The organism is Sediminibacterium salmoneum NBRC 103935 (genome assembly GCF_000511175.1).
Classification (GTDB): domain Bacteria; phylum Bacteroidota; class Bacteroidia; order Chitinophagales; family Chitinophagaceae; genus Sediminibacterium; species Sediminibacterium salmoneum.
The window spans coordinates 1,262,048-1,275,463 of the sequence record NZ_KI866530.1 but is presented as its reverse complement, the minus strand read 5'-3'; the positions used below and the strand labels follow the sequence as shown (position 1 = coordinate 1,275,463).

General features: G+C 39.0%; 9 protein-coding genes. 5 read left to right on the top strand and 4 right to left on the bottom strand.

Annotation, left to right across the window (positions count from 1 at the left end):
- Positions 1–27: 27 nt before the first annotated feature.
- Entirely contained in the window at positions 28–1,614 is a 1,587-nt protein-coding gene (locus tag P767_RS0106115) for a peptide chain release factor 3 (protein WP_026763823.1), read from the top strand.
- An 18-nt stretch (positions 1,615–1,632) separates the two neighbouring features.
- Here the strand turns inward: P767_RS0106115 and P767_RS0106110 are convergent, their stop codons facing one another.
- Genes P767_RS0106110 through P767_RS0106100 form a run of 3 tightly spaced genes read right to left on the bottom strand, consistent with a single transcriptional unit; the run spans position 1,633 to position 7,784 of the window.
- The gene (locus tag P767_RS0106110; protein ID WP_026763822.1) at positions 1,633–2,043 is read right to left on the bottom strand and encodes a hypothetical protein; all 411 of its coding nucleotides are present in this window, start codon (positions 2,041–2,043) and stop codon (positions 1,633–1,635) included.
- A 10-nt stretch (positions 2,044–2,053) separates the two neighbouring features.
- Positions 2,054–6,064, bottom strand: coding sequence for a T9SS type A sorting domain-containing protein (locus P767_RS0106105; protein ID WP_157611396.1), 4,011 nt, complete (start codon positions 6,062–6,064; stop codon positions 2,054–2,056).
- A 10-nt stretch (positions 6,065–6,074) separates the two neighbouring features.
- Positions 6,075–7,784: an SUMF1/EgtB/PvdO family nonheme iron enzyme gene (locus P767_RS0106100; RefSeq protein ID WP_172637515.1), complete on the bottom strand. Its 1,710-nt coding sequence runs from the start codon at positions 7,782–7,784 to the stop codon at positions 6,075–6,077.
- 191 nt (positions 7,785–7,975) lie between these two features.
- Between P767_RS0106100 and P767_RS16075 the strand changes: the two genes are divergently transcribed.
- The 4 genes from P767_RS16075 to rimO all read left to right on the top strand — a co-directional run bounded on the left by P767_RS16075 (position 7,976) and on the right by rimO (position 11,859).
- Positions 7,976–9,562 carry a M61 family metallopeptidase gene (locus P767_RS16075; RefSeq protein WP_084799840.1) on the top strand — a complete coding sequence of 529 codons (1,587 nt, stop codon included), beginning with the start codon at positions 7,976–7,978 and terminating at the stop codon, positions 9,560–9,562.
- A 67-nt stretch (positions 9,563–9,629) separates the two neighbouring features.
- Positions 9,630–10,247, top strand: a complete 618-nt coding sequence (locus P767_RS0106090) for a hypothetical protein (RefSeq protein WP_026763819.1) — start codon at positions 9,630–9,632, stop codon at positions 10,245–10,247.
- A gap of 1 nt (position 10,248) precedes the next feature.
- Positions 10,249–10,515 carry a hypothetical protein gene (locus tag P767_RS0106085; RefSeq protein WP_026763818.1) on the top strand — a complete coding sequence of 89 codons (267 nt, stop codon included), beginning with the start codon at positions 10,249–10,251 and terminating at the stop codon, positions 10,513–10,515.
- Between the two features lie 33 nt (positions 10,516–10,548).
- Positions 10,549–11,859: a 30S ribosomal protein S12 methylthiotransferase RimO gene (gene rimO / locus P767_RS0106080; RefSeq protein ID WP_026763817.1), complete on the top strand. Its 1,311-nt coding sequence runs from the start codon at positions 10,549–10,551 to the stop codon at positions 11,857–11,859.
- Here rimO and P767_RS0106075 read toward each other — a convergent pair.
- Positions 11,856–13,403: an OmpP1/FadL family transporter gene (locus P767_RS0106075; RefSeq protein ID WP_026763816.1), complete on the bottom strand. Its 1,548-nt coding sequence runs from the start codon at positions 13,401–13,403 to the stop codon at positions 11,856–11,858. The two genes, rimO and P767_RS0106075, sit on opposite strands and share 4 nt — an antisense overlap.
- Positions 13,404–13,416 lie beyond the last annotated feature (13 nt).

The window sequence follows — 13,416 nt, the reverse complement described above, 5'->3', positions numbered from 1 at the left end:
ATTATTGGGGGCGTTTTTATTATAGATATGAAGTACGAAAAAGAAATTAACAGAAGGAAAACATTTGCCATCATCTCTCACCCGGATGCCGGTAAAACCACGCTGACAGAAAAATTATTGTTATTCGGAGGTGCCATTCAGGTGGCAGGCGCGGTAAAGAGCAATAAAATTAAAAAGGGAGCCACTTCCGATTTCATGGAAATTGAAAGACAGAGAGGTATTTCGGTGGCTACTTCCGTAATGACTTTTGAGTACCAGAATATTCTAATTAATTTATTGGACACCCCCGGCCACAAGGACTTTGCGGAAGACACTTACAGAACCCTTACTGCGGTTGACAGTGTAATCCTGGTGATAGATAGTGTGAATGGAGTGGAAGCACAGACCCGCCGCTTGATGGAAGTCTGCAGAATGCGTGATACGCCGGTAATTGTTTTCATTAATAAGATGGACCGTGATGGAAAGAACCGTTTTGACTTATTGGAAGAAATAGAAAAAGAACTAGGTATATCCCTGCATCCCATGACCTGGCCTATCAATAGTGGAAAGGAATTTAAAGGGGTATATAATTTAGATAATAAAAGTCTTCGCCTCTTTACAGCCAGCACCAAGGCTGATGATGAAGATGTGATTGCCATTACCGACCTGGCAGATCCTGTATTGGATGCCAAAGTAGGTGCAAGGGATGCCAATCAGTTAAGAGAAGATGTAGAGCTGATTGATGGGGTGTATGGCGAATTGGATCCGGCTGACTATTTAAGTGGTTCTATTGCGCCCGTATTTTTTGGATCTGCCGTTAACAATTTCGGGGTAAAGGAAATGCTGGATACTTTCATTCGAATTGCGCCTGTTCCCCGTTCCCGCGAAACCACCACCAGAACCATTGAAGTGGGAGAAGAGAAATTCAGTGGATTCATTTTTAAGATACATGCCAACCTGGATCCCAAACACCGTGATCGTATTGCTTTTATGCGGGTTTGCAGCGGCAGGTTCGAGCGTAACAAATATTACCATCATGTTCGCTTAGACAAAGACATGCGTTTCAGCAATCCTTATAGTTTCATGGCCCGTTCCAAAGAAGTAGTAGAAGATGCTTATGCAGGGGATGTGGTTGGTTTATTTGATACGGGCAACTTTAAAATAGGGGACACACTAACTGAAGGAGAAAATTTTTACTTCAGTGGTATCCCTACCTTCTCACCTGAAATCTTTAAAGAACTGGTGAACAAGGATCCGATGAAAACCAAGCAATTAGAAAAAGGAATCAGCCAGTTGACCGATGAAGGGGTTGCCCAGTTGTTTACGCAGCATGGAGGCAATAAAAAAATCATTGGTTGTGTGGGAGATCTTCAGTTTGAAGTAATCCAATATCGTTTGTTACAGGAATATGGTGCAGCTTGTGAATTCAGAACCTTACCTTTTTACAAAGCCTGCTGGCTAACCAGTAAGGACCAAAAAAAGCTGGATGATTTTCTTCGCTTCAAACAGCAGAATGCTGCGGAAGACAAAGATGGACAACCCGTTTACTTAGCCCAGAGCGAATGGTTTCTGAACACAGAAATCACGAACAATCCGGATATCACTTTCCACTTTACGAGTGAAGTGCATAAGTAAAGCCACTTAGTTTAGTAATTATTTACGTGCTATTTTGAAAACCAGTTGAGTTTTATTGGTCGGCTTGTTGAGTGAACTTACTTCGGTAGTAACTGTGTAGATATTTCCCGGAACAAGATTGTCTATCTGAAGATCAATCGTACTAACTGCACTGGAGGAAGTTTGAGTTGTCTGTGAGAATGTTATACTATTCGTTAAATCATTCTTGACCGAAATATCAATCTTTACACCAGTTTTTGGTGGCTTTGAGCTGATGACTAACTTGTAATTAAATGAATTCGATAGTGCCGAAGCAATCTCATTTCCGATTACGGGATTGGTAGCAATTTTTAAATCTTCTTCCGGTGGTTCAACAGCCTCCTTTTTGCTACAGCTTATAGTTAGTAAAGCAAGAGTAAGAAAGTATATTATAGTTATTGCTTTTTTCATAAACGAATCCTTACTGAATAATTATTTGTTTGCTTTCTTGTTTCTGGGTCTTGGTGTTTGTCAATAAGATTGTATAAACACCTGGCTTCAGTTTGCTTATATCTATTGTAATTGATTTAGAGAAATTGTTGTTTAACAACCTTTTTCCACTGGCATCAAAGATCTGATAGTTGATTTTATGATTTGAAATACCTGCATCAATGAATACTTTTTCTCTAGCAGGATTAGGGAATAATTTATACGATTCGTTTGAAGTATTGGTATTAACGACACTGGTTACCAGATAGAAATAAGGATCACTGATTGGCCCTGAACATCCATTGATTCTTACTTGTACACTATAATATCCACTTACTAATGGTTTATAAATATTACTTGTTGCTCCAGCAATTTGAGTTGAATCTTTAAACCATATGTTTCCGTTAATAGTGCTGCTAACCAAATCAGCACCTGATCTGGTAATGGTGGCTTTATCAGGTATTGTATTTACAGTCACTGTTGTTGCGGCGCTTACAGGACTTGTGCATCCTGCGTTATTGGTGGTTGTCACAGTGTAGTTGCCTGATTGTATAGCTGTATAAGTAGCATTGGTTGCACCTACAATGATAGAACCGTTTTTGAACCATTGGTTACCCGATGTTGCACTTGAAGTAAGCACAACAGAACCACCCACACAGAAACTGGTAGCAGAAACTGCACTAATGGTAGGAGTGGCAGATAAGGCATTTACGGTTACTGTTGTTGCGGTACTTGCAGCGCTTGCACAGCCTGCAGTATTGGTAGTAACAACCGTATAGTTACCTGATTGCGTAGCTGTATAGGTTCCATTGGTTGCACCGGTGATAATGGTTCTATCCTTGAACCACTGATTGCCGTTTGCAGCACTTGAAGTAAGGACAACAGAACCACCAATACAGAAGCTCGTAGCTGATCCTGCACCAATGGTAGGTACGGCGGGTACTGCATTTGCGGTTACCGTTATAGCAGCACTTGCAACACTTGCACAACCTGAGCTATTGGTAGCTATAACCGTATAGTTACCAGATTGAGTTGCGTTAAAGGTGGCATTAGTGGCGCCAGTAATGATGGTACCATCTTTGAACCACTGATTACCTTTTGCAGCACTTGAAGTCAATACTACAGAACCACCAGAACAGAAACTGGTTGCAGAACCTGATGTAATGCTTGGAGTGGCTATGGTCTCTTTGGTGAATTTTAAAGCTTCAGATGCAACGCTAAAACATCCATCAACACCCACTTTTAAAGTAATAGAATCTTTTCTATATACTTTTATTGTATTACTCGAGTCGAGTGTAGACCAGGCAAATTGCGTGAAACCATCTGGTGCTGTTAGTGTAGCCGTATCATTTGCACATAAAGCCGATTTTCCTGTATAAATTATTGCAGGTTTTGCAGGGTTAATGCAAACAATTTGAAAAACGGTATCAATATTTTCATAGACAGAGCTGGTATCTAAAAATGCACCTATTCGAACTTTACCAGGTTTAATTGCATTTAGTTTACCTGATGTAATTGTGGCTTTGGATAAGCCAGAATCAATTATAAACTTAACCGTTCTTGATGAACTAGAGGTGGCAATCAGCGTTTGGCTGGTATCTCCGATCGTCATTGTCTTAGGTGGGGTAAAGAAAATACTATCGCTTAGTTTTTTAGTAGATGCAACGATTGCAAAATTATTACTGGTTGAACCAACAACAACATTACCGGCACTAATGTCAATGGCTCTTATTTGACATTTGAATGAATTGATTGGTGTTGTAGTTGAATTATTTGATTCAAAAATATTGTCATTTGATAATCCTCTTATGATGTTGAATTCAAACGGATTGGTTGATTTTCCCTGAATGCTGCTTGGAATTGTCCATTCATAAACACCAGTTGAGGCAATCGTTCTGGCTACAGTATTCCATGTTTTTCCACTGTCAATGGTAAACTCAATTAATACAGAGTCTTCTAAATTAACTGTTGACCAGGTGATCGAATATTTTGATCCTCCAACCAATACCTCATTTGCTTCTGGTTTTTTGATGATTAGTTTATTGATATTACTTCTCTGTGCATGACCATCAAATTTTCCTCCACGGTATTTGGTCGGGGATATTGTTTTGTTTAGTGTTTTTACTTTTTTGAAATATGTTTTTTCATCGTTAACCGTTGTATCACTGAGGTCTTCCATTTTAATCCATAAGCTATCACCTAAATTTTCGGGTACAATCCAGTTGTATACTTCGGATTTTGCAGAAAGTGAATCCTTTATTGTACGGTAGCTTTCAGTTTGCTTAGTTTTATATTTAATTCTAATTGTATCTACACCTTTAGGGAGCCACTCCAGCGTTTTAGCAGTTTCCTTAATAAATTCAGATGAATCGGTAGTAATTAACAGACTCTTTGGTTGTAGGGAAAATATAGAGTCATTGGTGTCAAACACCGAAGATTCAGTAGCGTCACTAATTCTTATAAAACACTTTTGAGATGGTGAATTAGGTGTTCTCCAGCTGAAATTATTAGTAGTACCTGAAATATCTGAGTTGAGCGTAGTCCATGTTCTGCCGCTGTCTATGGATAATTCAAGCTTAATCTTATCAATATTATTGCTTTTCCATTGAATGCTTATATTGTTTTGAACGGAGAGTACTTCGCCTCCAACCGGGTATAATAATTTAATATTACTGATAGTGTTTGCTTTTGAAGTATGACCGTCAAAGGAGCCTCCTTTGTATTTTGCATTATTGCCAAGCTGAATATCCTTAAAGACTATTGTCCCTGTTGTATCTGAAATGGTTGAGTCCGAAAGATCCGTTATCACAAGCTTGCTTTGATTCTGAGTACCTGGATGTATAATCCAATTGTACATTTCATTAATTGCCGGTATTGTATCTTTTAGAGTGCTGTCTTTTGAATTTGAAATCAGCTTGACTCTTACGTTGTTGACTCCTCCGCTCTGCCAGCTGATAGGGAATACACCTCCTTTATAAAAATTACTGGTTGAATCTATTCCTGTGAATTTGAGTTCTTTTGGTCTGATAATAAAAGCATTTGTACTGGTAGAAAATAATGTTGTGTCACTTTTAGAAACGATTTTGATCCTAGCCTTACTAGTAGGGGTGGCACTGGCTTTCCAGCTATATTGTCCGGCAGACGCGCTTATATTTTCAACTATTGTTGTCCAGTTGACGCCATTATCAGAAGAGAAATAAATATTGATTAGATCAACATTTCTTGAACTCCATTTGATCTTTTGTTCTGAGCTTCCATAAATGGAGTCTGCAGCATTCAGCGTAAGTAATTTCAGTGAATTGGTTTTATTATCTGAAGAAGCATGTCCATCAAATGCACCGCCCTTAAATTTATTAAGATTTATATTCGGTGAGTTGACCAGACCAAACGCCTGCTTCAGTGTATCAGATAAAGAGTTATTGCTAGCATCATTGATAACTATGTAACACTGCGATCCGGAAGATACATTTACTATCCAGTTGTAATAGAAATTGTTCGCATTAATAGTATCTGCAATTTTTATAAAACTTGCCTTGTTATCAACGCTTAAATAAATATTTAACTTTTTAACACCACTGGAAACCCAAGTAATAGGTTGTACACTTCCTTTATATACATTTATTGGTAATGAGTCAATTGTTATACTCGGGGGCGGGATTTTAAAGGGTTGTGGATTAGTTAAAGAATAATTGCTTGCTGACTTTGTATTGTCGTCTACATCTGATATTCTGATATAGCAGCTATCAGAAGTCTTATTTGGCACATCCCATTCATAGAAACCCGCTGAAGCCGCATAGCTTGAAACCTCCATTTTCCAGGTTCTGCCGGAGTCTAAAGAAGACTCAATTTTAATATTATCAATATTGGTGCTCGTCCATTCTATTCTTTGTTTGGAGTAGGCGGGCCATATATCTCCATTGCTAGGTTTCCTAAGCACAATTGCTTGTGCTGAAGAGCCCCAATAGAGTAATATCATTAATATTATAAGGAATACTTTTTTCAAGTAGTATTATTTAGTTGTCAGCAGGTGCGGTTCTTACTGATCTGAAACCTAATGGTCTTCCATAATCTACATTGTATCTTTCTGAAATTGCTCCAGTTTTTTGTTTAAAATGATCTCTGCTCAAACCGTAATACATATTATTTAATGTTGTTGAAAATTCATTTTGATCAATTCTCCCTAAATAATTAAGTGAACCATCCCCATGTTTTTTATAAGATAATCCTCTTGATATTGTATTACTAATAGATACAACCAGTTGTGGAACGTTTTTACTAAAATCCATGATGCCGTAATAAGTTGAACCAGATGATATTCTTGATGAGGTATCTGTTGCAAATATTCCTACTCTAATAGGTCCTGAGCCACCATCTCCACCTGATGTTGGACCTGTTCCTCCAAGCATATTATTAATTGAAGGATTTATATATCTCTTATAAATATTATAGTTGCTGAAAAATTCAGTTCCATTCTCTGCGCCACTATATGTTAAAGTTCTAAACGAAGAATTGCTTCCGGAATTATTTTCTCTTGCTATAGTTGAATCGTTTCCCCATGGCCAATCAAAACCTGACCAGTTATTGGTAGTATCTGAACTCCAATTAAAATTATTATTTTGTCTGTAAGCTTTATACATGGGGGGTAAAGGTCCCCTTGCAGCTTTCTCGTATTCAAGTTCAGTCATAAGCCTCATTGCTGACCAATCACTAAAGGTCTCATAATAATTAATTTCCGATCTTCCAAGAGCTCTGTCTGGTCTGCTTACAAAATATTTAGCTTCGTTAGAATCTAATAAGATTGTATGTCGTTGCATATCATTAGGAATTGAGCTGTAAAAAGGATCAAGATTTTGTAACGCCTGTTTGTATTTAGGGTTTATTTTTTTTAGCCTAATGGTATCATAATATTGTTGCCACTGTAATACCGTATCCCTTAGACTCAAAGTGTTTAGCATATCTGTATATTGACCTTGTGTTACAGGATATTTCATGCAGTAAAATGAACGATATCCTGTAGGAAAATCTGGGAAGTCTGAAATTTTATCATTATTAATATCAATTCCATTTATTCCAGATATTCTTATTCCATCAATATATAGTTTGGAGTCATCATAGCCTCCTAAGTTATTTAAATCTATGAATGTATTAACTAAAGGAGACCATTTATCGGTGATAGTAACAAAATTATTAGGAGCGTTTTTTATTTGAAAAGAGTTGTATGATCTTTGTGTCCCATTCCCATCGCCCAATGCAAAATTTCCCTGTGGTACATAAACCATTTCCGTCGCAAAAACTTTTACCTCAACACTGTCAATGACTGTAACACTGTCTGCAGCATAATTCCAGAAGAGTTTAACACTGTCCATTTTTACATTACCAGCGCCAACACCACTTCTATAATAGAAAGCCCCTTTCCTGTCATCTGGAATCGCAAATTTCATGGTAGTTGAACCTGTACCTGTGCTATTGCCAGTTTGAGACAAAGTCATATGTCGATACCTCCAAACGCTATCCTGTGGTCTTCTGAATTTCACAAAAATCCAGGCGGCATCCCAGTTCACTTCATCTCTCCAGGAATTATCCCAGGAAATATTAAAGCGAATGGCAGCAGTTTTAGCTGTCTTGTTTGTGTCGGTAATGGCTACTTTCTGAATAGATATGTTATTAGCATATGAAATGCATACAACATTCACTAATAGAAAGAGAAGAATGACTCTTTTCATTGCAATTGAATTAATGGAAATGCAAATTGGGTGGGAGGGATAATAAAGGTAGACAAAATAAATTCTTAAAAAAATCGTTCTCATGAATCAGGCTGATTTTCCCATGAACTGACTGTTTTTTCCCACCAACAGGTAAATGGCGAAACATTGATCCCGGAATTACTACTAGAAATGATATCTTTAATTGAAACATGAAAGTTTCAATTAGCATAATGAAACACTTTATTTTATCCTTAGCAATTTCTTGTTTTTCAATCATATGTAGTGAAGCGCAAACCAATTCAACGCAACCCTCTCTGAAATACACCGTCCGCATGCCACAAGCTGCCCAGGGTAAATTTCATATTGCGCTGGATGCCAAAGGATTTGCAAAAGACACACTGGTATTTAAAATGCCCAACTGGATGCCTGGTTACTATCAGCTCATGAACTATGCAAAAGGGGTGGATTCCTTGCAGGCCAAGAATCAACAGGGACAGTCATTGACAGTGAATAGACTTGCTGAAAACACTTGGCAGGTAATTGCACCTAAGAAATCTGCTTTTACGCTCACTTATCAGGTTAAAACCAGCCGCAAGTTTGTGGCCAATAGTTTTATTGACAGTGCTCATGCATATATAGTCCCAGCCAATAATTTTCTTTATGTAGCCGGTATGCTGCAACTCCCCGTGCAAGTGCAGGTGAACAATGGGGATCAACCCGGGTTTAAAAAAATAGCAACCGGATTGGATAAGGTCCCCGGAAAGTCCAATGTATTTACTGCTCCCGATTTTGATATTTTATACGACTGTCCCATACTGGTAGGCGATTTAAAAGAACTTCCCCCTTTTACAGTAAGAGGAGTTCCTCACCGATTCATCGGGTATAAAATGGGTAGTTTTGATGAGCAATTATTCATGAATACTTTGCAAAAAGCAATTGAACAAGGCGTAAATATCATTGATGATATTCCATTTAAAGAATACACATTTATTGGGATTGGTCCGGGCAGAGGGGGAATAGAACACCTGAACAATACTACGGTTAGTTTTAATGGCAATGAATTAAAAACGCAAGCCGATATTAACCGAATCATGAATTTCTTAAGTCATGAATATTTTCATCACTACAATGTAAAAAGAATTCGTCCGGTAGAACTTGGCCCTTTTGATTATGATAAAGGAAGCCGTACCACACAGTTGTGGATCAGCGAAGGAATCTCTGTTTATTTTGAATACCTGATGGTAAAGAGGGCAAAAATTGTTGACCGGAATATGTTCTTCAATAATCTGGCAAATAATATTACGGCACATGAGAACAATCCCGGTAAGGAGCACCAGAGTTTAATTCAGTCCAGTTACAATACTTGGTCAGACGGGCCATTTGGCACCAGCGGAGTCGATAAAAACAAAGCCATTTCTTATTATGATAAAGGACCGTTTGTAGGCATGATCATTGATCTAGCTATCAGACAGGCTTCTCAGAATAAAAAGTCGCTGGATGATGTGATGCGGTTCATGTACAGGGAATATTACCAGAAACTAAAACGTGGTTTTACGGATGCTGAATTCCAATCTGCCTGCGAGCAAATGGCGGGCAAGTCCCTGGCTACAGAATTTGATTACGTATACACCACACAACCCATTAATTACAATCAATACCTTGGTTATGCTGGTCTTGAATTGGTTAGCAGTATTGAGGAAAAAGGGAATACCAAAAAAACGCTATATCATATTCAGGCTATCCCCAATATTAATCCTGCACAAAGTGCAATTTTGAGTTCCTGGCTGGGGGATTAAAAACACCGTGAAATCACGGTTTCTTTTCCTTAGGCAAAACCCTATTTTGCTAAAATAAAAAGGGTTTATGCGTAATTTATTGCTATGGATTTATCCCTGGGGATTATTGATATGTCTGCTTCTTAGCCTGAGCGCCTGTACCCGTATTCCTTTACAAAGCATCACACTCTCCGAAAAAATTCAGGAGGAAGGAGAGAGAATGCACCGGCTGAATCTTTTATTGGTGCATCAGGTTTTTGCAGAGAAAAAAAACAGGGTGAATGACTTTATTCAAAAAGAATACACAGCAAAAATCGTGGCTAAGATGACGGAGGATTTAGACGATGAAACAGATCCTAAATTGGTATTGCCAGAAATGATGGCGGCGGCTTTGCCACTGATTACCGAAAGACAATATACCATGCAGCTGGCACTGGATTCAGCAAAAAATAAATTACTGAATCAGTTGAATGCCGATTTTAAACAATACCAGCTGGCTACTTCAGAAATGAAAAAATTACTGGAGTCTGCTGTCAAGCTAAACGAAAGCAAGAAGCAGTTGCTGAATCAATCTAATTGGCTGAATAAAAAAGGGATCAACTACGAAGAGCTTGCTGAATTGCTGGACCGGTTTATACAGTCTTCCGGAAATATTGGAGGTCTTGTTGTAAACCTGAATAAAGACCTTGAGAAAATTTTGAACTGATATGGATAATAAATGGAAGAAGAAAGCCGCACAGGCACAGAAAGAAACCGATGCCGAATTGGCTCAGGAAATGGGTGCGCTCAGCAGCTTTAATCCCTCCGAATTAACTAAGCTCCTGGGTGAGCATGATATGAGTAACAAAGAATTTGATCAGCTGATTAAACTGGTGAAAGACCATACCAAAAGCAATAACGACAAGGCAAAAGCCATTGGGAATATCCAGAATGGGGTTGAAATCCTTGTTGGAGTCCTGGGAAAGCTGCTCTAGGGTTCCCCTCAAAATCCTTAATTTTGCCCTCTCATGAAGGCAAAAACACTTAAGAAAGACAAGGTTAATATCATTACACTGGGTTGCAGCAAGAATCTGGTTGATTCAGAAGTGCTGAGTGGTCAGTTGGCAGCCAATGAAATTGATGTGGTTCACGAGAACTCCAAACTAGATCACAATATTGTGGTGGTGAATACCTGTGGCTTTATTGACAAGGCAAAAGAGGAGAGTATCAATACCATCCTGGATCAGATTGAATTGAAGCGCAGAGGTAAATTAGATAAAGTATATGTTACCGGCTGTTTAAGCGAACGATACAGAGGCGATCTGGAAGCTGAAATGCCTGAAGTAGATGCCTGGTTTGGCACTTTGGAATTGCCTTTGATTCTTAAACAATTTGAAGCCGACTATAAAGCAGAATTGTTAGGGGAAAGAATGCTGAGTACCCCCAAGCACTATGCCTATTTAAAAATTTCAGAAGGCTGTAACAGAACCTGTTCATTCTGTGCAATTCCTTTGATGCGCGGAAAGCATATCAGTCGTTCAATAGAAGATCTGGTTAAGGAAGCCGAAGCACTGGTTCAAAAGGGCGTTAAGGAAATCATGCTGATTGCACAGGAACTTACTTATTACGGACTGGACATTTACAAAGAAAGAGCCTTGCCAAAGTTGCTGGATGCATTGGCCGATGTGAAGGGATTGGAATGGATTCGTTTACACTATGCTTACCCCAGCAAGTTTCCGCTGGAAATACTGGAAGTGATGCAGCGTCGCGATAATATTTGTAAGTACCTCGACATGCCTTTGCAACATGCCAGTAGCAGCATGTTAAAAGCCATGCGTCGTAATATTACCCGCGAAGAAATGTCTGAATTAATTCATGAAATCAGATCACGCGTGCCGGGTATCTGTTTGCGTACTACATTAATTGCCGGCTTCCCTGGTGAAACGGAAAAAGATGTGGAAGAATTAAAGGAATTTTTACAGGAACATCGTTTTGACAGAGTAGGGATTTTCAGTTATAGTCACGAAGAAAATACCAGTGCCTATGACCTGGAAGACAATGTGCCTGCAGAAGTTAAATCAGCACGCGCTCAGGAGATCATGGAAGTGCAGCAGGAAATTTCTTACGAGAAAAACCAGGAAAAAGTAGGACAGATTTTCAAAGTATTGATAGATAAAAAAGAAGCTGGTCGTTACCTGGGAAGAACCGAATTTGATAGTGTGGAAGTAGATAATGAAGTGGTGATTCATAGCAAGAAAAAACTCGCCATCGGCGAGTTCGTTCAGGTTAAAATAACCAAAGCTTATGATTACGATCTGGAGGGAGAAGTGGTGGGTTAAAATTTAAACCCAAAGGTCAGCATCATATTCCCTCTATTGCCTGTTTGATTGGCGAAAGTATTGGGTTTGTCGTTCAGTCTGTAGGCAAATACAGCATCCTTGTTCATGATATGTGAGTAGGAAAGGTCAATGAAAATACCTTTGTTTCTGTAGCCAATGCCTCCGGATCCTATTACCCTGCTAGCCTGAATTGCTTCATCCTGATAGGGGCTTCCATAATAAGCAGCACCTAGTCTGAACATGACGGTATGAAACTTTAATTCGCCTCCGATTCTTGCGTTAATATTACCTTTTAAATTATCCACCACTGACTCATTCAATGCGGAATAGTAATTTCTGAAACCGGCATCAGATGCATTTTCTGAAGCAACGGCAAATCTGGCACCCTTATAGTGGACGTATTCCAGGTCGGCACTGATAAACCCTTTTTGTAAACGGGTATCACTCACTTCTCTCAAGACGATACTAAAACTACCTATTGCTCTCCAGGGAGTTGTAATGGTGTATTTGCTGCGGCCAGCTTGTCCACTGTTCAAGCGATCACTGCTTTCTGTGCGTCTGCCTGCATATCCTTCCGTATCAGCTGTTAGGGATGCCCTGATTCTGTCGGTCATAGCAATAAACTGGGGGGTATGAAAGGCAAAACCAATACGAACAACATCGGAGGGTTTATATAAAGTACCCAGTTTTAGTCCAATACCTGCTCCCTGCGAAGTGTAGGTTTCCCTGAATTCAAAAAAATTGAATTGATTGCCAGGATCATTTGTGAGATCTCGTTCACTGTAAAATAAATCCCTGGAATATTTAATAATCGGGATGGTTAAACTACCGCCAACATACAATTTATCGGCCATATTACCTGCGAGTCCCAACGCCAATTCTGTATATCCACCACTGGTTCTGCTATTATATAATTGTTTGGTGCCCAAAGAAATGGGAACAAGGCTTTGATATCCCGCTACCGTTCCACCTGGACCACTTAAAGTATCTACCAGAAATGTCCGAAACGCAAGCGAAGAACCGAATATATAATTACTCAATGCAGCGTTGGTGTCAGCCCTGTCACGTGTAAGCTCTTCAAGGTATTTTTCTGTGAAAGAACTGAAATTATTTAAACCACTGAAACTAACCTGATTATTGTAATTGGCTATTTGGTTTACGGATATTGCAAAAGCCGAACTGGTCCATTTGCTGTACCCACTTTTATTAGCCCCTGCTAAAATTAAACCACTGGTGCCCAGGCCAAATCCTGATTTATTTGAAGTGGTATCACTTCCACGATAATTGAATTTGTTGTTATTCATGAGGAACCCAGGAGACAAAACCAATTCTCTTGTTTTGTATAAACCAATACCAGCGGGGTTTACATGGTTTGCGGTAATATCCCCACCAAGAGATCCCATGGCGCCACCAACAGCCATATTTCTGGCTGTTCCGTTAGGGGTAAACCAGGAGAGTCTAATTGCTTCGTCAATCGTTTGTGCACTTGCGATTTGGACAAAAAATGCCAGGCCGCTTATAAATAAGCCGAAATATTTTTTCATACTTGAGTTGTTA